Genomic DNA, 21,265 nt, shown 5'->3' on the forward strand with positions numbered 1-21,265 from the left:
GGTTGACCAAACCCGCCAAACCTACTGCGCCGCCTAGTTGTTGGACCGAGCTCAGCAGGGCGGAGCCGATTCCGGCATTGTCCTCGGTGGTGCCGGTAAGCGGTAACCGTCAGGGCGGGCAGACTCATTCCGCAGCCGAGTCTGGTGACGAGCAACGCCGGAAGCACTCCCCAGGCGTAAGTGTCGGCGCGGTCGATGCCGGACATCAGGAGCAGGCCCGCCGCGCTGATCAGCAACGACATCACCAAGGCCAAGCGGTCACCGAGCCTGTTCACCACCCGGAACGACAGCCACATCCCCGTGAGAATGCCCGCGGCGAACGGGAGATACGCCCAGACCAGCGGTGAACGGCTCGTAGCCGAGGACGGTCTGGATGTGCAGCATCAGCAGGACGCCATGGCGTAGAACGCCGCGGCAAACAACAACGTTGCGCCATTGGCCACGGCTCGAGGCCTGCCCAATACCGAACGGTTGACCGAGACCGAGATCCGCAGGCTCATCGGATCACTTGGCGACGTTCGGCTCGTGCTGGCCAACGGTGCGCCGGCGCACAAGCAGGAGCTCTAGGAAACAATGATGCTCCAGGTGCGGTATTCGCCCCTGGAGCATCGAGTTAATATATGTGCACACATAGTTGTGTTGAGCACTGGTGTCCGGAGGGGGACTTGAACCCCCACGCCCTAATACGGGCACTAGCACCTCAAGCTAGCGCGTCTGCCATTCCGCCACCCGGACTTGCTGGTGTGCCAAAAGATTATCCGACGCACTGTCGGAAACCAAATCGCCTAGATGACCTGCTGTTTTGTGTGCAGCCGGCACACTCCGCCGATCCGTCTATACGCCACCCTCGAGGGCTGCCGAGGAGGGTCGAGGGGCGGATCCGTTCGTCGGATGGGCAGTCGCCGAGCCAGAGCCCCCGCGGGGTGACCTGGCCCGGCAACTGCCCTCAGCCGGCGGCCCTATTCGCCAGGGGCCCCGGGTTTGCCCTTGCCCTTGCCCTTACCTTGCCCCTTGCCCTTACCTTTGCCCTTCCCCTTGCCTTCGGCGTCTTTTCCGGACTTGGCGCCGCCATCGCCTTCGTCCGCACTGATTTCGGTCGCGCGTAGGCCATCATTGCCGTTTTCGGTGCCGACGCTGTGTGGCAGCGGCGGCTGAGCGGGTGTGTGCGGCTGGGCGGTCGCGGTGCCCGCGGCCAGGAGGGCGGCGATGGCGCCGATTGCGGCGGTCGTCGCGATTTTGTGTGTCAACAACGTGTAAGCCCCTTCTCGTCATGGAAGTGCTACGTGTGTGATGAACCGATCCAGCCTACAGACGACAGCGTTCGGCGCGTGGATCTCTCCCGGTCAGGAAGCGTTCCTATATGCCGCGACGACAGGGATGGTTTGCGCGAACACCGAGGCGATATCGGAGGGATGGTTTCCGCCGCGCCGGCCGAAGGATTCGCCGTCGACGGTGACGTCGGGGTTCGAGTAGTAGGGCTTGCGCTGACATTTCGTCGTACACAGGGGTGAATTGTTGTAGGCCATGATGTCCACGTGACCGGCGGCGGTGACATGACCGTGGCGTTCGGGGTGTGCGCCTCCGGTGCCCGGGGTGGTGCCCCAGTCGTGCATCCCCCCGAGGTTGTGGCCCAGTTCGTGGGCGAAGACTCCGGCCTCGCCGCGAGCGAGATCGGGTTCGAGCCAGTCGTTTCCGACGACGCTCCAGGCCGCGCCGGACGATGCCTGGCTCACCGGCACGCTGGGCAGATTCGCGACACCTTCTCCCCCGGTGATAACCAAGGAGACGAGGTCGGCTTTGTACTCGTCCCGGGCTTGCTGAACGGCCGTGTTACCACGGAGCCAATCCAGGGCCGTACCACCTCGGCCGGTGACGGCCTCGCCGCTACCGGCCTTCAGCGCATGCGTGACGCGCACCTGACCGGCGATCTCGCTGCGAGACAGTGCGTCGTTCATCCCCTGCACGCTGCTGTTGATCGCGGTCAGGACGGCCTGCTCGCTGCCACGCGCCGCGAGTACCTCCGGCGTGTAGAAGACGAGCAGATCGATGACCGGTCCGCCGACTACGGGGTTCGAGCTCCCCGGTGACCCCGACCCGGTGTCGAGTCCGCCGGGAGCGGCAGACGCTGCGCCTCCCAGGCAGACCGTGGCCGCCAGCGTCGCCGCCAGCGACGCACCGAACCGGGCTAGATGTGACCTGGAAACATTTCTCATTCGTGACCTTTCGTAGCGATGACCGACAACGGTCGGTTGGCGCACGAAACAGTAGTCGGACCAGGGCACGTCAACGCCAGAATCAGAAACATCAACATTTACAATTCTCGGACGACGCACTTCTGCGCTGGTCAGGGCTCGATACGCACCGATGACCGAACCGGGCGGTCGAATACGTCACGCGCCTGGTTGAGCGCGAAGATCTTGTCGGCGACATCGCTGGCGACGACCCGTTCGGGCAGGGAGAAACCTTCCGGGATGTCGGTGCGCCGCTTCTCGAGTTCGGGGTCGGAGTAGAGCGGCGGATTGTCCAGCGGCAGGTACCCGACAAAGACGCCGGCCGGGCCGAGTTCGTCGTGGAGATGTTGGGCGAGCATGCGCAGCGCTGCCTGCGGGGTACCGATGAGCCCGGTGCCCGCGTACGCGTTCCGGTCGGATCGACCGCTGGTGAACAGGACCGAACCCTTGGCCTGCTCGAGGAACGGACGCCCGGCTTGCACTACGGCCAAAGCGCTGACCACGCGCAGAGTCAGGAAACTCTGCAGCGCCGACAGCGGGGTGTCGATGATCGGGCCGTAGGCCTCGCGCAAGGGCCCTGGCACGTTGTAGACGAGCACGTCGATCCCGCCGAGCTCTCGGCCCAATTCGGTGACCGCCGCGGCCAGTTCCTGCGGCTCGTGCGCGGTGGCGGCGGTCGTTGCGACGTGAACTCCCAGTGTGCGCAACTTTGCAGCGAATGCATCGAGTTGTTCGACGTTGCGGCGGATGAGACCGACCGCGTACCCGGCCCGGCCGAACCGCTCGGCGGTTTCGTACCCGACTCCCGGCCCCGCTCCGATGATGATGATCGTTGGCTGCGACATCGGCTTGTCCTCCTACTGATTCGGATCGAGTGATCGATGATGGCTCTCGACCATCTCCACAATGGCACAACGTGCCAACTAGGCAATTTATGCCTAGAGTGGGGTGATGGACCTCACCCAGCGCCGCAAAGCCGAGACCGAGCAGCACATCGCCCGCGTAGCGGCGGAACTGTTCGCGGCGAAAGGCGTCTCCTCGACCACGGTCGAGGAGATCGCCGCCGGCGCCGGTATCGGCGTTCGCACCTTCTATCGCTACTTCCGGACCAAGCAGGAAGCGGTCGGTCCGCTTCTCGCCTTCGGCGCTCGTCGGTGGCGGGAGCTACTGGCAGCCGTACCGCCCGACGTCGAGTTGCCCGCCGCGCTCGAACAGGCGGCGCGCCGGTCCATGGCGGAATGCGATGCCGACACGGCAGCGTCGTTCGCCCGAACCCGCGGCCTGCTCGCGGCCGCCGCGGCAGACGCCGAGCTGCGCGCGGTGTGGGTGCGGGTCAACGACTCCTCCGAGCGACAACTCGTCCGGGTGATCACCGAACGCGCGGCATCGACCTACGACGCCTTCGACATCGCGCTGCTCGCCGCCGCGGCGACCACCGCGATCCGGGTAGCGATGGAAACCTGGGCGGGCGACCCGAACGGAACCGCCGACACCGCTGCCCAGCTGACCGGCGGGGCCGTGCGGACGCTCACCGCGGGTTTGCGCAGATGAGCGCGACCCGGACTTCCCGCTCGCTGTGTTACCGCCCGTGAGCGGTGCCATGGCGACGCGGTCGCGCCAGGCGTGGCGGGACACCGCGACACCCCCGAGACTCCATGCTCGGTCGATTGAGACGACGATCACCCATACTTTGCCGTGACGATGTCCTGCGTGTCGGTGTCCATCACAGGAACAGCGGAGGAGGTGCCGTGTGACTACGACGTCACCCGCGACCGAGACAGAGCTGGATGACGCGACCCTCGCAGGTCGGGCGCGCGACGGCGATGTCCGCGCATACGAGCAGCTGGTGCTGCGCTACCAGGGACCGATGTTTCGTTTGGCGGCCAAGATGCTGGCCGACCGCGCCGAGGCCGAGGACGTCACCCAGGAGGTCTTCCTCAAAGCCTGGCGAACGATCGGGCGACTACAGGACGACGGCGCGTTCGCCGGCTGGCTCTACCGGATGACGACCAACCGGTGCCTCAACGTGATCCGAGCCCGCCGGCCGGCTTCCGAGGTCGATCCCGAAACGACGGCCTCGACCCACACCGATACCCGCCCCGACCACGCCACCGAGGTGAGCAGTCAGATGGCGGCGCTGACCGAAGCGCTGCAGCTGCTCACGCCCGAACAGCGGGCCTGCTGGCTGCTGCGCGAAGTGCACGGCCGCTCCTATGACGAGATCGCCGAGATCGTCGGCGCCAACAGCACAGCGGTGCGCGGGCGGATCGCGCGCGCCCGAGCCCAACTGGCAGAGGTGATGAAGCCATGGCGGTGACCCACAGCACCGACAACGACTACCTGCTCCCGTGCGGACGCGGGCTGGAACAGGTATGGGAACGACTCGACGACGGCGATACCGACGCCCACGAATCGTCGTGCCCGCACTGCGCGGCGGCCAGGGAAAGCCTGCTGACGTTGCGGTCGGCCACCCGCGAACTCATCGAGGAACCCGATCCGCCACCACCGGACCTGTTCGGGCGCATCATGTCCGCCGTGCGCGCCGACGTGCGCCGCGGGCGAACCCTCGGTGTCGACACCCCACATCCCGGCGCGATCCAGGTCAGCGAACAGGCCGTTGCCGTGGTCCTGCGGTTCGCGGCCGACACCGTCGACGGGGTGCGGGCTCGCGGCTGCCGCGTACAGAGCAGCGACACCGACGAGAACGGCGAGCAGGTGATCGCCGTGGACATGTCCCTGTCCGTGCGGCACGGCGGGCCGAGCATCGACGACATCGTCTCGGTGGTGCGGGCCCGGGTGGGTGCCGCGGCGACCGCCCGGATCGGCGTGCGGCTCGGCGCGTTCGACGTCACCGTGGTCGATATCTACCAGGAGGACCGGTGACCGGCACCCTGCCCGAGACCGAACTGATCGTCGGCGACGCCGTGATCGCCGGGGTGGCCGCCCGGGCGGCGATCCTGGTGCCGGGGGTGGCTCGGCTGGAGCCCGGTGTGCTCGGGCTGGTCGGCCACTTGGCCCGCACCGGCCGCCAACTCTGGATCGGGCAGGAGCCGGTCCCCTCTGCCGGGGTACGGATCCGGCGCGCCGGTGGGCTGCTCGCCATCCAGGTCGATCTGGCGTTGACGGCCTCGGGGCACGTCGGCGAGGTGGGCCGAGCCGTGCAAGAGGCTGTCGCCGGCGCGGTGACCGAGCAGACTGGCGCCGACGTCGACGAGGTGACGGTGTGGGTGCTCGATATCGAACCGGGGCGATCGTGATCAGTGAGACCGAATTGATCGACCGGATCGTGGCCACGGTCGATGCCGTCGACAACGTGTATCCCGCGGTCCCGATGGGCCTGCAGAACAGCCGGTGGTTGCCGTGGAACGCGGGCAGTGCCGCCGTCGACCTCGGCGACACGGTGGTGGAGATCCGAGTCGTCGCCGCGAGCTTGCCGCTGAATCCCCTGCTGGATGAACTCGACGCCGCGGTACGGCCGCTGCTCGACGGGACCCCCTGGGCCACCGCACGATTGCGGATCCACGTCGTCGACCTGCACACCGACGTGTTCGCCGATCGTAGCGATCCAGATCACCATCTCGGCCCGTGACGAATCCCTGGCCGCGGTGTCCTACCAATGTCCGTTCGACAACTGTTGGAGCACAACACAACCGGGAGTAGCTATGAGCAGCACGACCACCGAGAACAGCAGCAAGGCCGTCGAGAAGACCGCCGAGGCGTCGAACCGCCCCGGCGCCCTGGTGACCGATCAGGGCACGACCACCATCGCCGACACCGTGGTCCAGAAGATCGCGGGTCTGGCGGCGCGGGAGGTGCGCGGAGTCTACGAACTCGGCGGTGGCACCGCTCGCGCGATCGGCGCTCTGCGCGACCGCATTCCGGGCGCGTCCTCCAGCATCGGCCAGGGTGTGTCGGTGGAGGTCGGCGAGAAGCAGGCCGCGGTCGATCTGGAACTCGTCGTCGACTACGGGGTCGCCATCGCCGAACTGGCGCGCGCGGTGCGCCGCAACGTGATCACGGCCATCGAGCAGATGACCGGACTCGAGGTCGTCGAGGTCAACATCAACGTCAACGATGTCTACATCGAAGACGACGCCGACCAGCAGCAGCCGACCCGCGACCGGGTGCAGTGACATGAACGCCACCATGATCTGCCTCGTCATGGGGCTGTCGCTCGGATTCGCCGCCGCGTTCGGCGGGCTCGGCGCTTTCGCGGTCGTGCTGATCTTCGGTGGCCTCGGTCTGCTGATCGGGCGCTGGCTCGACGGTGAAGTCGACCTGTCCGGCCTCCTGCGTTCGGCGCAGGATCGGAGCAGGCGATGACCAGCGCCGCCGCCGAGTTGCCCGGCGCGACCACGATCGACGAGCGCGCCGTTCGGCGCATCGCCGCTCGGGCCGCGACCGAGGTGGCCGGGGTGGAGCGGGACGTGCAGGTGAGCGCCCAGGTCATCGGGGCCGGCGCCACCCTGCGCGTCCGACTCCCGATCCGCTATCCGCTGCCGGTCGCGCGCGTCACCGACGAGTGCCGCGCGCATCTGATCGCCCGGACCGAGGAACTGACCGGACTGGCCGTGCCGCAGGTCGACATCGAGGTGTCGGCCTTGGTCCCGGAACCGCCGGAGAGGAGAGTTCGATGACACGCCATCCCCGCCGGGTCGTCCCGGCTGTCATCGTCGCGCTGCTGCTGTGCGCGGCCGCGGTGCTCGTCGCGGTGTCGCTGATCCAGCGGCTCAGCGGCGCCCGGGAGTGGGTCTCCTACGACAGCATCGCCGCCCGGCTGCACGACACGTCGTGGGGCAGTGTGTGGGTGCTGGGCACGGGCATCGTCGTGGTCGTGCTGGGGCTGGCGCTGTTGGCGACGGCGGCGCTCCCCGGTAAGCCGGTGCTGCTCGCGCTGGAGCCCGGCGACGGGATCGACGCGGGTATCGCGCGACGCAGCCTGCGACACGCGCTGGCCGATGCCGCGGGCGGCGTCGACGGTGTCGACAAGGCACGAGTTCGGCTGCGTCGCAACAAGATCCACGTCACCGGACACACCCGGTACACCGCGGAACAGACCGCGCGGGACGTGGGCGAGGCCGTGGCCACCAGGTTGGACCACATCAAGCCTGCCCATGTTCCCCGCCTGCGCACCAGTCTGCGCACGATCGGGCCCGGAGGTGCACGATGACCAGCGCCAACCGGCCCGCCCGCCTGAATCGTGGTCTGCTCGGGCTCCTCGGCATTCTGCTCGCCGGGGCGGGTGGGGTGCTGATCGCGGTGCATCTGGGCGCGTTGGGCGGGGTTTCGCGCGATTCGCCGCTGGTCCCCGGCACCGAGGAGCCACCGCGCTGGGTGTTCTACCTCGCCATCGTCGGTGCCGTCGTCCTCGGGCTGGCGATGCTGCGGTGGCTGGCCGCTCAGTTCACCCGGCTGCCCAAGCGCACGGTGTGGCAGCTCGGGCAGGCGGGCGAGCAGGGCCGCACGCAGCTCGGATCCAGCACGGCCGCCGAACCGGTGGTCGCCGATATCGAGAGCTACGACGGAGTCCGGTCGGTCACCGCCCGGCTCTCCGGCAACGCGCTCGCACCCGATCTGCACCTGCTGGTCAGCACCGACCCCGATACCGATCTGACCGCGTTGCGCAAACAGATTCTCGGGCACGCCGTTTCGCGACTGCGTACGGCATTGGACCTCACCGCTGTTCCGGTGACGGTCGAATTCCGGATCGCCGATCGCGGGCGCACTGCACGCGCGCAGTAGTAGCCGACCCGACCAGCGAAAGCCCCCGTGCTCACCACAACAGTGGGCACGGGGGCTTTCGCCTCGCGCCGCCCTGGCGTCTGTGTCACCTGCTCGCGTCGAGAACTTCACGCAGCGTGCGCGCGAAGGCTTCGGGCTGACCGGGGTATCCGAATTCGCCGCCGGCGAATCCGCCGTGGTGGCTCGGGAACACCGTCGCCTGTTGACCGAGCAACTCGGCCACGGCCACGGCGGTGCGAGCGGTGAAGGTGCCCGCGGATTCCTCCCCGGCGGCGATCACGATCCGGGTCGGTGCCGCGGCGAGTGCGGCGATGTCGGGGCGATAGCTGCTCACCGCCCAGGACAGGTCCGACAGCAGCGGGTCCTCGCGTAGGCCGTCATCCTCGGTCGGCAGCCCGAACTGAGCGGGATCCGGGTCGGGCTGGGCGAAGTAGTCCTCGGTGAACTCCCCCTGCCACGAGGTCATCGCGATGAAGGCCGCCATCCCGGCACCGAAGCCCTTGGCCATATAGGCATCCCGAAACCCCGTGCGAGCCCGCTCGGCCGCCGCAGCGTCGGGAAGTACCGGGATCAGCGGCGGCTCGTGCGCCACCAGCGTCGTCACATCGGCCGGGTAGGCGGGCACGAGCGCGAGCGCCACGATCGCCCCGCCGCTGCTGGCGAACATCTCGACCGAGTCGACGCCGAGCGCCCGGATGACGGCGTGGACGTCGTCGGCGTGGACCGAGGGGATGTTGTCGATCCGCCCGTCGTTACGGGTGCTGCGGCCCATACCGCGGGGATCGTAGGTGATCACCGTGCGATCGCCGAAGTACGAGGTCAACGTGGTGAAGCCGCTGGCGTCCATCGGCAGACCGATCATGAACAGCGGCGGCCTGCCGTCGGTGGTGGGCAGCGGCCCGTGCACGTCGTAGGTGAGCAGGCTGTCGCCGGTGTCGAGCGTCTGTGTGGTCATGTCAGTATCGACGTCTTCCGCGCCCGAAACTCATCGGCGGCTCGGGCGCGTGACTGCCGAGGAACGTCAAGGCCGACTCGGCGGGAGCGGATTTCTCAGACCGCCTCCCGCGGAATCCGGCGGTGCCGGTTCCGGTAGTACGCCCGTCTATTCAGCGCCCTCTGGTCCGAATCGGGGTCCTCGCGCTCATCAGTGGGTGTGCTCGCCTGTTTCGACGAGATGCGCTCGGGTATCGCCCGGTTGTAGCTCGAACCACAGACCGCCACCGGGGACGGGATGGCCGAACTCCTGACCGGCTGGCGAGCGGTTGCCGGAACCAGCGCGTCCTCGCCTGGACGCTGTCCCTGACGACGGTCCCGGCAACCGCTGTCCACCGAGGCCGACCGGGCCCGGATTGAGACCCACGGCTTCGGGTAAGGCCACCTCATACCCGACTAGCCGGAGGGAAGACTGATGGCATCCTCGAATCAGGATCATGGTCCCTTGGACAAGAAGACCGAAGGGGCGGGCGGTGGAGTCCCCGACCACGCTCGCACGACCCGCAGTCACGCCGGTGAGGGCCTCGAAGACGGCTACAACTTCCCCGGCATCATCCTGTGCGCGATGGGGATCATCGCGTTGGCACTGTGCCTGACCGCCACCGGATACGGATTCGCCGGCTGGGCCACCATCGGCGCGATCGCCGCGGTGACGCTCGCCGGAGCGGGCATCACGTGGTTGCTGCTCGAGCATCGGCGCATCAAGGCCAAGGAAGGACTGTCGCTCACCGATCCTCGCGGGCACTGATCTCGACGCTGATCAGTCGGGTGGTTCCTGCGCGCCTTCGGTTTCGGCGATGTCGGCGGCGAGCTCGCGCGTAGCCATCCCGCCTTCCTTGCCCTGATCGGTCGGGCCCGGTCGGCCGCCTTTGGGTTCGGTGGATTCGTCGTTGTGGTGATCCTTCGTTCCTGACATGGGAGTCCTCCTTCGTCCTTGCTTCGCAGTACCCGTTTCCGGCCGCTTCACCGCGCCGCCGCGCCGGGCACGGACCGCGTTCACCATCGCGAGCACCACCCCCGAGCCGACGAGGACGAGGCCGCGCACCCAGACCTCGCCGTCGATGCGTGTGAACAGGAACAGACACGATCCGAGGCCGAGCCAGGGTATGACCGTCGGGATGCGGAAGTGGCCTGGTTCGCCGGGCTGGGTACGCAGCGCCAGCACCGCGGCGTTGACGGCCGCGAAGACGAACAACAGCAACAGCACCAAAGTGGCAGCCAGCGAGTCGACTTCGCCGGTCGACGCGAGGATCAAGGACACGCCCGACGTCGCGAGAATCGCTACCCACGGTGTACGCCGTCCCCGCAGGATCCGGCCCAGAACCGGCGGCAGCAGACCGTCGTTGGCCATCCCGTAGGCCAGCCTCGACGACATGATGCCGGTGAGCAGCGCGCCGTTGGCCACCGCGACCAGGGCGATCACGCTGAACAGCCAGTCGGGGAAGTCACCGGCGACGCGCACGACCTCGAGCAGGGGCCCGCCGGACCGCGCCAGCTGATCGGTGGGCACGACGGCACTGGCGACCACGCCGATCAGCACGTACACCACCCCCGCGGTGAGCAGGGCCCCGAACAGCGCCCTGGGATAGGACCGCCGCGGATCCTCGACCTCCTCGGCCAGATTCACCGAGGTCTCGAATCCGACGAACGAGTAGAACGCCAGCACCGTGCCTGCCAGCACCGCCCCCACGGCGCCGTGGTCGGCGGTGCCGACCTCGGTGAGTCGGTCGAGATCGCCGTCACCGCGCAGTATCACCCAGGCCCCGAGGCCGATGATCAGCAGCAGGCCGCCCAGTTCCACCAGAGTGGCCACCACATTCGCACCGAGGGACTCCTTGATCCCGCGAATGTTGAGCGCGGCGAGCAGCATCAGGAAGACCACCACGACCGCCAGGGTCGGCACCGTGATCAGCGCTTGCAGGTAGTCTCCGGCGAACGCCCTGGCCAGCGCACCCACCGACACCACGCCCGCGGCGAGCATGCAGAAACCGACGAACGACCCCGCCGCGGGACCGAACGCGGTGGTGACGTAGTGGGCCGAGCCGCCCGCACGCGGATATTTGGTGGCCAGTTCGGCGTAGGAGCCCGCGGTGAGCGTGGCCAGCACGAGTGCGGTCAGCAGCGGCAGCCAGACCGCGCCACCGGATTCCCGCGCGACCGATCCGACCAGGACGTAGACCCCCGCGCCGAGAATGTCGCCGAGGATGAAGAAGAACAGCAGGGGCGTGGTCACCGCTCGTTTCAGCACGACAGCCATGCCGGTCTCATACCCCGTTGATCACGGTCGAAGCAGGTTGTGCGCAGAGCCAAGGAGCTGAGAATCAGCGTCTGACGCGGCGCTGGTCATCGGTGGCCTCGCGCGGCGATCGGACGAGCTTGTACAGGGGTCGGCCGAACCAGGTCCCGATGAACAGCGCACCGAACCCGACCCCGGCGACGACCGCCGCTACCCTGCCCGCGACGACATCGAAGAGCAGAACTGATACACCGACCAGCGCGATACCGAGCAGCGTCATTCCGATGAGCGCGAGTCGATTCGACGCCGACACCAGCCACGCGAGCTGATGTCGGCGAAACAGCAGCCGATGCGCCGCGACGGGGGCGACCAGCAGGGCGGTCGCGGCGATCGAGGCCGTGAGTACGACCAGATACAGCGCCCGCATCGAGGTACTCAGCGATTCGAATCTCGACTGGAACGGCAAGATCATCAGAAAGCCGGTCAGTAGTTGAACGCCGGTCTGCACCACGCGCAATTCCTGCAATAACGACGCCCAGTTCCGGTCGAGCCGCTGGGTCTCGGTCTCACCGCGCACGCGGAAGTTCCAGGAAGAGTCATCCATGGGAGGACCTCCTGTCTCGGCCGCCCCGAACCACCGATCATCTGCGACGGCAATACCCGGTTTGGGCGCGCGCAACCGAGGCAGACCCTGTTCGAGTGACATCGCCACCGTTTACCCGGCGCGGCAGCGGGCATGCGTTCGTCATCCAGGCCACTCGGCACTCGCGGGCGGTCGACCCGCCCCGACGAAAGGACAATGCAGTGTCCACTCGTGTGCGCAGTTCTGGGACCGCCCGCTCGCCGATCCAATGGGCCGCGCTGGCTGTCGGTGCGGTCTTCCTGCTGGTGGGTGTCCTCGGATTCATACCCGGGGTCACCACCGACTACGACAGCCTGCGGTGGGCGGGCCACCGATCCCATGCCCAGCTGTTCGGCATCTTCACGGTCTCGGTGCTGCACAACGTCGTTCACCTCGTCTTCGGCATCCTGGGCCTGCTCGCGGCCACCGGCGCGGCAGCCGCGCGGACATTCCTGCTCGGCGGCGGCGTGATCTATCTGGCGCTGTGGCTCTACGGCCTGCTCGTCGACGAGCACAGCGACGCCAATTTCGTGCCGCTCGACGACGCCGACAACTGGCTGCACCTCGGCCTCGGCCTCGGCATGATCGCCCTCGGCCTGATTCTGCCGCGCCGACCGAAAACCACGACAACGACAGGAACTCTCGCCGATGATCGATAAGCACACCATCACCGCCCTGCCCAACGCCGTCATCCGCGCCGCCTTCGAGACCGGCGCGCGGGTCCGGGACGCGCGGGTGTTCCACCCTCGCGGTATCCGCCTCTCCGGCCGGTTCCGAGCGACCCCCGACTTCGAGCCCTGGTTCGGCGCGGGCGATCGAGCCGTGATCGCCCGGCTGTCGAAGGGACTCGGCAGCCCGGTGGGTGTGCCCGACGTGCTCGGTCTGGCCTTCCGGGTCCTCGACCGCGACCAGCACCCCTGGGACTTCGCACTGGCTACCACCGGGCGCAGCACACTGGGCCGATTCGTCATCACCCCCGCCCGCGGCTGGGCAGGCGCGCGCTTCGGCAGCCTGCTGCCCTACCGGTTCGCCACCGCTGCCCCGGTCTGGCTGTTCGCCGAGCCCCTCGACGCCGAAGACCTTCCGAACACGGCGTCGCTACAAGCACTCGACGACTGTCTCGACGACCGGGTGATCCGGTACTCACTCATCGCCGACGGCATCGGCCGACCCGCCGAAGTGATCGGTGAACTGGATCTTCGGCGGGCCGAACCCGGCGAGCACCGCACCGATTTCTTCGATCCGGTGCTCAACCGTCCCGCCGACGTCGCCATGGTCCCGAATGTGGTGAACCGTCTGCGTGAATCCGCCTACACGGGAAGCCGACGCGGCCGCACCGGCGGCGAGGACCAGCCCTCGACGTGATCGACGTGTCGAAGCGCGCCGAGCTCTAGGTCGAGACCAGGTCAGGGCCGGCCGTGACGCGACGGTTCTCGCGGGTGTCCGGCGCGAACGAGGTCAGGCCGACCTTGCGGTACCGGCCGACGAGTTGTTCGTACTTGCGCCGGTTGCGCGCCATCGGGGAATCGGTGAGCGTGGCGGGCAGCCGGGTGTAGGCGATGCGCAGAGCGGTGGTGAGTGCTCGGAACTGCCGGTCGTGACGCGCGGTCCAGATGATCGGCATCTTGGCTCGGACCTCGGGGTGCATGATGCCGCAGCCGAGGATCATCGCGACATGTCCGAGGGCGGGGGCACTCACCCGCCAGAGTGGGGCGGTGACGCCGGGCAGGAAGTCCGGGCGCGGGGAGCGCCGTACGGCGCTGGTGGCGGCCTCGAGCGCCGGGGTGGTGCGCAGTTCGGCGATCATGCGGTCGTAATGGACGGTGAGGTCGGCGTAGTTCGCGATCGGCTGCGAGTTGCCGGGCAGATGTAGGCCGCGTGTCTTGGCGAGGTAGTGCTCCCAGATGGCCTGGTCGGCAGCTGCTGACGGGGTGTCGCCGGTCAATGCCAGGTAGGCACCGCGCTGGACGAAGAAGGTGGAGTAGAGGATCCAGTTCCATGCCTGCGGGTTGAACGCCGAATATCGCTCGCCGTCCGGCCCGACGCCTTTGACATCGCGGTGCAGGAGCATGAGACGCTGCGACTCGGCGTCGCGATCGGCGTCTTCGCCGTGGTAGATCAGCTGGTCTGCCGCCGCAGTGCGCACCGCCCGTGCCCAGGGCTGATACCGCGTACGTCCGGTGGCCTCCAGCGCCGCCGACACCGGCGGCAGCATCGGCTGGTCGAACAGTCCGACACCGAACAGACCGAACAGGACCGATCCGCCGACACGTTCGAATCGTGCGACAGCGCTGCGGGATTCGCTCGAGGACGCCGAGGTGACGTCGACCGAGCGGGCTCCCTGGGGTGACACAGGACAGGTCATCGGTGAACTCCTTTGTTCCGCCGCGAGTTTTGGTGCAGCGTGGCACCACAAACTGATCTGGTGTCAGATTGCACCAGAACTGGCGGCTGGTCAAGAGTGCCGGTGGACTATCCTGACGCGACGACTAGGGAAGGCGGTCATGCACACAGACTCCGATGGCACGACGCCCTCGCGTGTCTACGGCGGTGTGGCCGCGGACGAACGCCGATCCCGCCGCCGTGGCGCGCTGTTCGATGCCGCACTCGACCTGCTCGCCGAAGGCGGGGCGCCCGCTGTCACCAAACGGGCGGTCTGCGCGAAAGCCCGGCTCAACGATCGCTACTTCTACGAGCAATTCACCGATCGCGACGCCCTGCTCACCGCCCTGATCGCGGAACACACCACCCTCGGCATCGCCGCGGTGATCACCGCCACCCACGAGGCCGCACCGGACCTGCACAGTCAGGTGCGCGCGGCCGCGGACGCCTCGCTCGGATTCCTGCTCGCCGACCCCCGCCGACCGGCCCTGCTGCTCAACGCGCACAGCACCGAGTCACTGCAGGACGCGCGACTGGCCACCCAGCACGCGATCGCCCGCGCCATGTCGGCGATGGGCCGCGAGCTCTTCACCGAACCCGCCGATCCACTCGACGCCGATATGACCGCCTACACCGTGGTCAGCGGCGTTCTGGAACTGGTCGCCGCCTGGATGCGCGACGAATTCGACACCACCCGAGAACATCTCACCGACCTCATCGCCGGACTACTGCTGCGCTCGGACCATCGCGCCGTTCCCCCTGCCATCGGGGCGAAGTCGACCGGCTGACGCGCGTCGAGCGAGATCCGTTGCCTCGGTCTCCGTTCGGCCGTCGCCGGTCTTCGCGAAAGTGGCCCACGCACGCACGACCACGATGCCCGCGGCATCGGCGCCGACCAGGGTGACGTCGACCCGCGCTTCGCCGTCCTGCACATAGCTCTGCGTGACACGGCCCGAACAGGACATGACATCGCCGGGCGACAGGGGACGCACCGACCTGGTGCGGAACCGGCGAATCGCCTCGGCGCCGAGCCAGTCGGTGGCGTAGGTCGCCAACAAGGCGGCCGCCTGTGTCGAAACCCGCTCTCCCACAAAGGTTTCGGCCGCCGCCCACGACTCGGCGACGAGACCGCCGGTGCGGTCGAAGTATCGGGTCAGCGCCTCCGCGGCGGCAGGCTGCTCGGCGGTGCCGCCCGCGCGGATGGCGGTCAGCCGGTCACCGGCGCGCGGCGGCGGACCGAAGAACCGATGATCGGTCTCGACCCGCTCCCCCACCCCCTTCCCGAATCCGTCGGCGGGCAGAAAGGTCGGCGGAACCACCGGGCGGTCGGCGAGCCGGTAGGCCGGGTTGTCGGAGCGCGCCGCCTCGGCGAACAGCCGGATGGCATCGGTTTCCAGGAGCACCGCGACGTTACCCATGTTCATTCCTCTCGACCTGCAGATGCCGTCACGGTAAGGGCGCTCGCCCCGCTGTGATCGGTTCCGCTCCCACTGATCGGGACACCGGGTCGACCGCGCCGAAAACATGTCCGCTGACCGGGAACGCGACAGCGCGAGGACCCGCTCACGGCGCGACCATCGGCGCAGATCATCCCCACTCCGTCCGAACATGGAGGTTTCGATGCCGGAGAACCCGCCGAACGGCCGAACACTGGACGCCGCCGATTACCGAAAGATCGAGGCCGCTGCCGCGCCGACCCGCTTCGCCCGCGGCTGGCACTGCCTCGGCCTGCTCTCGTCGTTCCGCGACGGCACCCCGCACGAGGTGAAGGCCTTCGGCACCATGCTCGTGGTGTTCCAGTCCGAATCCGACGGCGCGTTGAACGTGCTCGACGGCTACTGCCGCCACATGGGCGGCAACCTCGCCCACGGCACCATCAAGGGCGACTCGATCGCCTGCCCGTTCCACGACTGGCGCTGGGGCGGCAACGGCAAGTGCACGGCCATTCCGTACGCGCGCCGGGTTCCGCCGCTGGCCAAGACCCGCACCTGGCCGACGCTGGAGCGCAACGGCCAGCTCTACGTCTGGCACGACCCGCAGGGCAGCCTGCCCACCGACGAGGTGACCATTCCCGAGATCGAGGGCTACGGCACCCCCGAATGGACCGACCTGACCTGGAATTCGATCCTGATCGAAGGCTCACACTGCCGTGAGATCGTCGACAACGTCGTCGACATGGCGCACTTCTTCTACGTGCACTACTCGTTTCCCCGCTATTTCAAGAACGTCTTCGAGGGCCACGTCGCCACCCAGTACATGCGCTCGACGCCGCGCCAGGACGTCACCGTCGGCACCAGCTACGACGACCCGGACTCGGCGCTGCGTTCGGACGCCTCGTATTTCGGTCCGTCCTACATGCTCGACTGGTTGTGGAGCGAGGCGCAGGGGATGACGATCGAGACGGTGCTCGTGAACTGCCACTACCCGGTCGACGAGAACTCGTTCGTGCTGCAGTACGGCGCGATGGTCAAGAAGCCGCAGGGCATGTCCGACGAGGACGCGGCCGCGATGGCGGCACAGTTCGCGCAGGGCGTCGAGTACGGCTTCGAGCAGGACGTCCAGATCTGGAAGAACAAGGCGCCCATCGACAATCCGCTGCTGTCGGAGGAGGACGGTCCCGTGTACCAGCTGCGCCGGTGGTACAAGCAGTTCTATGTCGACGTCGACGACGTCACCGAGGACATGACCAAGCGGTTCGAGTTCGAGATCGATACCGAACGCGCGGTGACGAGCTGGGAAGCCGAGGTGGCCGACAACATCGCCCGCGGCGCCGTCATCGACACCATGTCCTGACCCGCCCCCCGAACAGAAAGCACCACCCGAGATGACCAGAGTTCTCGACAACATCGCCGCGATCGCCGATCAGCTGCGCGAGCAGGCTCCCGAGGCCGAACGCCTCGGGCAACTTCCCGATGCCACGGCCCGGCTACTGAAGTCGGCGGGCCCGATCCGCCTGCTGCAGCCCAAGAAGTACGGCGGGTTCGAGGTACACCCGCGTGAGTTCGCCGAAACGGTGATGGCCACCGCGGCACTGGATCCGGCCAGCGGGTGGATCACCGGCATCGTCGGCGTGCACCCCTGGCAGCTGGCCTTCGCCGATCCGAAGGTGCAGGACGAGGTGTGGTCCGACGACCACGACACCTGGATGGCCTCGCCGTACGCGCCGACCGGTATCGCCCGCCCGGTCGAGGGCGGCTATGTGTTCAACGGCCGCTGGCAGTTCAGTTCCGGTACCGATCACTGCGACTGGATCTTCCTCGGCGCCATGCTCGGTGACGCCGAGGGCAAGATGGCGCTGCCGCCGAAGATGCTGCACATGATCCTGCCGCGCCAGGACTACCAGATCGTCGAGGACTCCTGGAACGTGGTGGGCCTCAAGGGCACCGGTTCCAAGGACATCATCGTCAAGGACGCGTTCGTGCCCGACTACCGAGTGATGAGCGGCGACGATGTCATCGACGGCACCGCGCAGCGCGAGTACGGCGTCACCGAGACCCTCTACAAGATGCCGTGGTCGACGATGTTCCCGCTCGGCATCAGCTCGGCGGTGGTGGGCATCGCCGAAGGCGCCCTGGCCGCGCATCTGGACTATCAGCGCGACCGCGTCGGTGCGCAGGGTACCGCGGTCAAGGACGACCCGTACGTGCTGTTCTCGATCGGCGAGGCCGCCGCCGACATCAATGCCGCCCGCCAGGAACTGCTCGCCAACGCCGACCGGATCTACGACGCCGTCGACGCGGGCAAGGAGATCAGCTTCGCCGACCGCGCCGCGGGTAGACGCACGCAGGTCCGCGCGGCCTGGCGCGCGGTGACGGCCGTGGACCAGATCTTCGCCCGGTCCGGTGGCAACGCGTTGCGGATGGACAAGCCGTTGCAGCGCTACTGGCGTGATGCCCACGCCGGCCTGGCGCACGCCATCCATGTGCCGAGCACGGTGTATCACGCGTCGGCGGTGAGCTCCCTCGGCCTCGAGCCGGCCGCCAATCTGCGTTCGATGATCTGATCGAAACCCTCAGAAGGACAACGGAAATGACAGATATCAAAGGCCTCGGTTACGTCAAGATCCAGACTGCCGACATGGACCGGTGGCGCAAGTTCGCGTTCGAGGTACTCGGCTTCGCGCAGGGCAGCGGCCCCGACGAAGACGCGCTGTACCTGCGGATGGACGAGCGCGCGGCGCGGATCACGATCGTGGCGGGTGACAGCGACGCCATCGTGACGATCGGCTGGGAAGTTCGCGACCACGCCGCTCTGGTCCGCGTACAGGAAGCCGTGACGGCGGCCGGGATCGCGGTGAAGCCACTATCGGTCGAGGAGGCCGATGCCCGCCGGGTAGAGGAGGTCATCACCTTCCAGGATCCGACCGGCGCCACCCTCGAGATCTTCCACGGCGCGGTGCTCGACCACAGTCCGGTGGTGACACCGTTCGGCGCGCGATTCGTCACGGGCGCACAGGGTTTGGGCCACGTCGTGCTGCCCACCATGGACCCCGACGGCGCGTTCGGTTTCTACACCGACGTGCTCGGGTTCTTGCCGCGTGGTGCGTTCCGGATCCCGGCGCCGCCGGAGTTCGGTCCGATGCGGGTGCGGTTCCTCGGTGTGAACGAGCGCCATCACAGCCTGGCGCTGTGCCCGGCGCCGCACGGCGGCGCGCCCGGCCTGGTGCACATCATGGTGGAGGTCGACAGCCTCGACGCGGTCGGTCAGGCGCTGGACCGGGTGACCAAGGACGGCTTCTCGGTGTCCTCCACGCTGGGCAGGCACACCAACGACAAGATGGTGTCGTTCTACGTGCGCGCGCCCGGCGGTTGGGACATCGAGTTCGGTACCGAAGGCATGCGGGTCGACGAGACGTCTTACAGCGCCGAGGAGATCACCGCCGACAGCTACTGGGGCCACGACTGGTCCGGTAGTGAGCCGCTCGCGGCGATGTAACCGCGCAGCCGATTCACGAAGGCCCCTGGCCCGAGCCCATCGCTCGGACCAGGGGCCTTCGTGTTGATATCGGCCTGTCGATTCATGTGACAACGACCACAGCGGATGGTATGAATAGGTATATGCCTAATCGAAATATGCGAGTGGGCATCAGCTCGTAGATCCGAATGGAGAGCTCATGGTCATCCAGGCCGAGGCCACCACCCCGAGCGCGATCCTCGATCGCGCGTCCCTGCTGCTCGACGCCTTCGACGGTCCGGGCAGGCTCACGCTCGCCCAGATCGTCCGACGCACCGGTCTCCCCCGGTCCTCGGCGCATCGCATGCTCGACCGGCTGGTGCAACTGCGCTGGCTACGGCGCGAGGGGCGCGACTACGAACTGGGCATCCGGCTGATGGAACTCGGTTCGCTGGCGGTACACCAGGACCGGCTGCACCGTGCGGCGATGCCGTTCCTGCACGAACTGCACCGGGTCACCGGGTTCGTCGTGCACCTGGCCGTGCTGGACGGTCCCGATGTCGTCTATCTCGACAAGGTCGGCGGTGAGCTGTCGGCGGTGGTGCCCACCCGCGTCGGCGGCAGGCGTCCCGCCGCGTGTACCGCGGTCGGCAAAGCGATCCTGGCCTACTCCGACGAGCACCGCGTCGCCGACGCACTCGCCGGACAGTCCACCGCGCGGACCCGCTACTCCATCGCCACCAAGGCCCAACTCGACACCGAACTGGGCAAGGTGCGCGCGCACGGAATCGCCGTCGAACGCGAGGAATCACTGCCCGGCTTCGGCTGTATCGCGGCACCCATCGGCGATCTCGGCGAGTCTGCCGTGGCAGCGGTGTCGGTGTGCGGGCCCGTGGATCGGATGCTGTTCGATCACCGCCTCAGCGCGCCGGTGCGCACCACCGCGCTCAATATCTGGCGCCATGTCGACGACGGCCGGGTGCGGGTCCATCCGACGCTGCAGCAGCATCCCCGTCCGCTCGGGGCGACTCGGCCGTATGCGGACCAGCGTGGTCCACGCATGGCGTGATCGCACTCCTCGCGCAGTCGCCGCCGGCACGAAGGCGGGCGGCGGCCGCAGTGAGATGCCGGACCGCGCGCCCAGCGGGCGGGCGGCCACGAACGCCTCCCTCAGTGCGGACTGTTCTCGCAGAAGCTGTGGCAGATACGTTCGCGGACAATCACTTCCGGGCATTCGGGATCGAACCATCGGTCGACGTGCGCCCAGTGGACGGGATGCATCAGATAGGGGCCGGTGAGTCCACCCAGATCGGTGAACTCCTGTTCCCAGACGTGTGTCCACGGCGAGGATCCGGTGCCGCGCGTGACCCTGCTCAACTGCCAGGACCGGATGCTCGGGAGATAGCGGGGCATCCGCAGCAGGTCGGCCTCGAACCGGTCGATCGTCGCGCGTGGTGTACTCGCCGCCACCCGTAGCAGCAGGACCCGATACACCGATCCGGTGGCAGCCCGCTCAGCGGCACCCGCTGTGCCGGAATGATATTCGGCACCGTCGACATGGGCGACCGGCCTCTCGCTCAGCAGCGCGTCCACCTCGCCCGCGGGCCCGACTCCCTCGGCGGCACGCTCGAAGCGCAAGTGCACCAGGACATCACCACCGTTGCGTACTCCCGGCAACGTGGGCTCGACCAGCACGCGGCGCGCCGCCGGGGCGGCAGTTCGACGCACCCGAGCCATCAGCCGCTCGCGCGCCGTGGCGTCGGTATCGGGTGCGAGATGGACCAGCCGAGTCACCTCAAACATCGCCGAGCCTGTCGACGTCGTCGGCGAGCGCACCGGTCGAGCGAGTCCGCTCCACGATCAACTCCTCGGCGAACGCCCACCACTGCCGCACCGATTCGTCGGAACGCCCCTGCCAGGTCATCTCCCACCAGCCCTGCGCGCCGGCGAGCACCCAGCTCGCGATGACCGTGTTCGACTCGTCCGGGAACCACACGGGCGGACTCACCACGATCCTTTCCAGTGTCATGCCGCGCTCCCGGGCACCCGGCGCGTAGTCGCGCAGATAGGCGTCCACGAACTCCCTGGCCCGCCCGGGTTTCGTCACAACGGTGTCGATCACGTAGACCTTCGTGGCTTCCATCCGCCGACCGTAGGCAGCCCGCC

Annotated in this window: 30 protein-coding genes and 1 tRNA gene; 20 read left to right on the forward strand and 11 right to left on the reverse strand. The window is 67.9% G+C overall.

The genetic code is table 11. From position 1 onward, the window contains the following. Positions 1 to 195: 195 nt before the first annotated feature. A complete protein-coding gene (locus ACFWUR_RS02550; protein WP_378900753.1) occupies positions 196 to 405 on the forward strand; it encodes a hypothetical protein in 210 nt (69 codons plus the stop codon). A gap of 30 nt (positions 406 to 435) precedes the next feature. Beyond that, positions 436 to 567: a hypothetical protein gene (locus ACFWUR_RS02555; RefSeq protein ID WP_378900756.1), complete on the forward strand. Its 132-nt coding sequence runs from the start codon at positions 436 to 438 to the stop codon at positions 565 to 567. An 80-nt stretch (positions 568 to 647) separates the two neighbouring features. On the opposite strand, the gene ACFWUR_RS02560 is transcribed toward ACFWUR_RS02555, so the two are convergent. The 4 genes from ACFWUR_RS02560 to ACFWUR_RS02575 form a co-directional block, all read right to left on the reverse strand. Then, positions 648 to 735: transfer RNA gene (locus ACFWUR_RS02560), tRNA-Leu, on the reverse strand. Positions 736 to 959: 224 nt separating this feature from the next. Continuing rightward, positions 960 to 1,250, reverse strand: coding sequence for a hypothetical protein (locus ACFWUR_RS02565; protein WP_378900759.1), 291 nt, complete (start codon positions 1,248 to 1,250; stop codon positions 960 to 962). Positions 1,251 to 1,343: 93 nt separating this feature from the next. After that, complete coding sequence (locus tag ACFWUR_RS02570) at positions 1,344 to 2,213, reverse strand: M12 family metallo-peptidase (RefSeq protein WP_378900762.1); 870 nt, start codon at positions 2,211 to 2,213, stop codon at positions 1,344 to 1,346. Between the two features lie 131 nt (positions 2,214 to 2,344). Further along, on the reverse strand, positions 2,345 to 3,076 hold the full coding sequence (locus ACFWUR_RS02575; protein WP_378900765.1) for an SDR family NAD(P)-dependent oxidoreductase: 732 nt from the start codon (positions 3,074 to 3,076) through the stop codon (positions 2,345 to 2,347). Between the two features lie 106 nt (positions 3,077 to 3,182). On the opposite strand from ACFWUR_RS02575, the gene ACFWUR_RS02580 reads away from it, so the two are divergent. The 10 genes from ACFWUR_RS02580 (at position 3,183) to ACFWUR_RS02625 (ending at position 7,973) form a co-directional block, all read left to right on the forward strand. Next, positions 3,183 to 3,782, forward strand: a complete 600-nt coding sequence (locus tag ACFWUR_RS02580) for a TetR family transcriptional regulator (RefSeq protein WP_378900768.1) — start codon at positions 3,183 to 3,185, stop codon at positions 3,780 to 3,782. Positions 3,783 to 3,981: 199 nt separating this feature from the next. Beyond that, entirely contained in the window at positions 3,982 to 4,548 is a 567-nt protein-coding gene (locus ACFWUR_RS02585) for an RNA polymerase sigma factor (protein WP_378900771.1), read from the forward strand. Next, on the forward strand, positions 4,539 to 5,114 hold the full coding sequence (locus ACFWUR_RS02590; RefSeq protein WP_378900774.1) for an Asp23/Gls24 family envelope stress response protein: 576 nt from the start codon (positions 4,539 to 4,541) through the stop codon (positions 5,112 to 5,114). The genes ACFWUR_RS02585 and ACFWUR_RS02590 overlap by 10 nt, the downstream gene beginning before the upstream one ends. Further along, on the forward strand, positions 5,111 to 5,488 hold the full coding sequence (locus ACFWUR_RS02595; protein WP_378900776.1) for an Asp23/Gls24 family envelope stress response protein: 378 nt from the start codon (positions 5,111 to 5,113) through the stop codon (positions 5,486 to 5,488). Before ACFWUR_RS02590 ends, ACFWUR_RS02595 begins: the two co-directional genes overlap by 4 nt. Beyond that, entirely contained in the window at positions 5,485 to 5,820 is a 336-nt protein-coding gene (locus tag ACFWUR_RS02600; protein ID WP_378900779.1) for a hypothetical protein, read from the forward strand. Before ACFWUR_RS02595 ends, ACFWUR_RS02600 begins: the two co-directional genes overlap by 4 nt. A gap of 73 nt (positions 5,821 to 5,893) precedes the next feature. Next, entirely contained in the window at positions 5,894 to 6,364 is a 471-nt protein-coding gene (locus tag ACFWUR_RS02605; protein ID WP_378900782.1) for an Asp23/Gls24 family envelope stress response protein, read from the forward strand. Between the two features lies 1 nt (position 6,365). After that, a complete protein-coding gene (locus ACFWUR_RS02610; protein ID WP_358114335.1) occupies positions 6,366 to 6,554 on the forward strand; it encodes a hypothetical protein in 189 nt (62 codons plus the stop codon). Further along, complete coding sequence (locus tag ACFWUR_RS02615; protein WP_378900785.1) at positions 6,551 to 6,868, forward strand: Asp23/Gls24 family envelope stress response protein; 318 nt, start codon at positions 6,551 to 6,553, stop codon at positions 6,866 to 6,868. Before ACFWUR_RS02610 ends, ACFWUR_RS02615 begins: the two co-directional genes overlap by 4 nt. Beyond that, a complete protein-coding gene (locus ACFWUR_RS02620; RefSeq protein ID WP_378900788.1) occupies positions 6,865 to 7,401 on the forward strand; it encodes a DUF6286 domain-containing protein in 537 nt (178 codons plus the stop codon). Before ACFWUR_RS02615 ends, ACFWUR_RS02620 begins: the two co-directional genes overlap by 4 nt. Further along, positions 7,398 to 7,973, forward strand: a complete 576-nt coding sequence (locus ACFWUR_RS02625; protein ID WP_378900791.1) for an alkaline shock response membrane anchor protein AmaP — start codon at positions 7,398 to 7,400, stop codon at positions 7,971 to 7,973. Before ACFWUR_RS02620 ends, ACFWUR_RS02625 begins: the two co-directional genes overlap by 4 nt. An 85-nt stretch (positions 7,974 to 8,058) precedes the next feature. Here ACFWUR_RS02625 and ACFWUR_RS02630 read toward each other — a convergent pair whose 3' ends face one another. After that, positions 8,059 to 8,928, reverse strand: coding sequence for an alpha/beta fold hydrolase (locus ACFWUR_RS02630; RefSeq protein WP_378900794.1), 870 nt, complete (start codon positions 8,926 to 8,928; stop codon positions 8,059 to 8,061). A 453-nt stretch (positions 8,929 to 9,381) separates the two neighbouring features. Between ACFWUR_RS02630 and ACFWUR_RS02635 the strand changes: the two genes are divergently transcribed. Continuing rightward, on the forward strand, positions 9,382 to 9,714 hold the full coding sequence (locus ACFWUR_RS02635; protein WP_378900797.1) for a hypothetical protein: 333 nt from the start codon (positions 9,382 to 9,384) through the stop codon (positions 9,712 to 9,714). 12 nt (positions 9,715 to 9,726) lie between these two features. Here ACFWUR_RS02635 and ACFWUR_RS02640 read toward each other — a convergent pair whose 3' ends face one another. Then, positions 9,727 to 11,223, reverse strand: a complete 1,497-nt coding sequence (locus ACFWUR_RS02640; RefSeq protein ID WP_378900800.1) for an APC family permease — start codon at positions 11,221 to 11,223, stop codon at positions 9,727 to 9,729. A 64-nt stretch (positions 11,224 to 11,287) separates the two neighbouring features. Continuing rightward, positions 11,288 to 11,806, reverse strand: coding sequence for a DUF6328 family protein (locus ACFWUR_RS02645; RefSeq protein ID WP_378900803.1), 519 nt, complete (start codon positions 11,804 to 11,806; stop codon positions 11,288 to 11,290). 200 nt (positions 11,807 to 12,006) lie between these two features. Here ACFWUR_RS02645 and ACFWUR_RS02650 point away from each other — a divergent pair, with 200 nt between their 5' ends. Then, positions 12,007 to 12,483 carry a DUF4383 domain-containing protein gene (locus ACFWUR_RS02650; protein WP_378900806.1) on the forward strand — a complete coding sequence of 159 codons (477 nt, stop codon included), beginning with the start codon at positions 12,007 to 12,009 and terminating at the stop codon, positions 12,481 to 12,483. Next, positions 12,473 to 13,189 carry a phosphodiesterase gene (locus tag ACFWUR_RS02655; RefSeq protein WP_378900809.1) on the forward strand — a complete coding sequence of 239 codons (717 nt, stop codon included), beginning with the start codon at positions 12,473 to 12,475 and terminating at the stop codon, positions 13,187 to 13,189. The genes ACFWUR_RS02650 and ACFWUR_RS02655 overlap by 11 nt, the downstream gene beginning before the upstream one ends. A 25-nt stretch (positions 13,190 to 13,214) precedes the next feature. Here ACFWUR_RS02655 and ACFWUR_RS02660 read toward each other — a convergent pair whose 3' ends face one another. Next, complete coding sequence (locus tag ACFWUR_RS02660) at positions 13,215 to 14,189, reverse strand: oxygenase MpaB family protein (protein ID WP_378900812.1); 975 nt, start codon at positions 14,187 to 14,189, stop codon at positions 13,215 to 13,217. Between the two features lie 139 nt (positions 14,190 to 14,328). Here ACFWUR_RS02660 and ACFWUR_RS02665 point away from each other — a divergent pair, with 139 nt between their 5' ends. Continuing rightward, positions 14,329 to 14,994, forward strand: coding sequence for a TetR/AcrR family transcriptional regulator (locus tag ACFWUR_RS02665; protein WP_378900815.1), 666 nt, complete (start codon positions 14,329 to 14,331; stop codon positions 14,992 to 14,994). Here ACFWUR_RS02665 and ACFWUR_RS02670 read toward each other — a convergent pair. Then, the gene (locus ACFWUR_RS02670; RefSeq protein WP_378900818.1) at positions 14,932 to 15,624 is read right to left on the reverse strand and encodes a hypothetical protein; all 693 of its coding nucleotides are present in this window, start codon (positions 15,622 to 15,624) and stop codon (positions 14,932 to 14,934) included. The two genes, ACFWUR_RS02665 and ACFWUR_RS02670, sit on opposite strands and share 63 nt — an antisense overlap. Before the next feature lie 190 nt (positions 15,625 to 15,814). Here ACFWUR_RS02670 and ACFWUR_RS02675 point away from each other — a divergent pair, with 190 nt between their 5' ends. From ACFWUR_RS02675 to ACFWUR_RS02690, 4 genes are all read left to right on the forward strand, one after another. Then, entirely contained in the window at positions 15,815 to 16,999 is a 1,185-nt protein-coding gene (locus ACFWUR_RS02675) for a Rieske 2Fe-2S domain-containing protein (RefSeq protein WP_378900821.1), read from the forward strand. 31 nt (positions 17,000 to 17,030) lie between these two features. Next, positions 17,031 to 18,209 carry an acyl-CoA dehydrogenase family protein gene (locus ACFWUR_RS02680; RefSeq protein ID WP_378900824.1) on the forward strand — a complete coding sequence of 393 codons (1,179 nt, stop codon included), beginning with the start codon at positions 17,031 to 17,033 and terminating at the stop codon, positions 18,207 to 18,209. Between the two features lie 26 nt (positions 18,210 to 18,235). Next, positions 18,236 to 19,141, forward strand: coding sequence for a biphenyl-2,3-diol 1,2-dioxygenase (bphC, locus tag ACFWUR_RS02685; RefSeq protein ID WP_378900826.1), 906 nt, complete (start codon positions 18,236 to 18,238; stop codon positions 19,139 to 19,141). 178 nt (positions 19,142 to 19,319) lie between these two features. After that, positions 19,320 to 20,168 carry an IclR family transcriptional regulator gene (locus ACFWUR_RS02690; protein ID WP_378900828.1) on the forward strand — a complete coding sequence of 283 codons (849 nt, stop codon included), beginning with the start codon at positions 19,320 to 19,322 and terminating at the stop codon, positions 20,166 to 20,168. Positions 20,169 to 20,269: 101 nt separating this feature from the next. Here ACFWUR_RS02690 and ACFWUR_RS02695 read toward each other — a convergent pair whose 3' ends face one another. Both ACFWUR_RS02695 and ACFWUR_RS02700 read right to left on the reverse strand, forming a co-directional pair. Then, the gene (locus ACFWUR_RS02695) at positions 20,270 to 20,902 is read right to left on the reverse strand and encodes a Dabb family protein (RefSeq protein ID WP_378900830.1); all 633 of its coding nucleotides are present in this window, start codon (positions 20,900 to 20,902) and stop codon (positions 20,270 to 20,272) included. Beyond that, positions 20,895 to 21,242, reverse strand: coding sequence for a hypothetical protein (locus ACFWUR_RS02700; RefSeq protein WP_378900833.1), 348 nt, complete (start codon positions 21,240 to 21,242; stop codon positions 20,895 to 20,897). Before ACFWUR_RS02700 ends, ACFWUR_RS02695 begins: the two co-directional genes overlap by 8 nt. Positions 21,243 to 21,265: the final 23 nt, after the last annotated feature.

The organism is Nocardia sp. NPDC058633 (genome assembly GCF_042717045.1).
Classification (GTDB): domain Bacteria; phylum Actinomycetota; class Actinomycetes; order Mycobacteriales; family Mycobacteriaceae; genus Nocardia.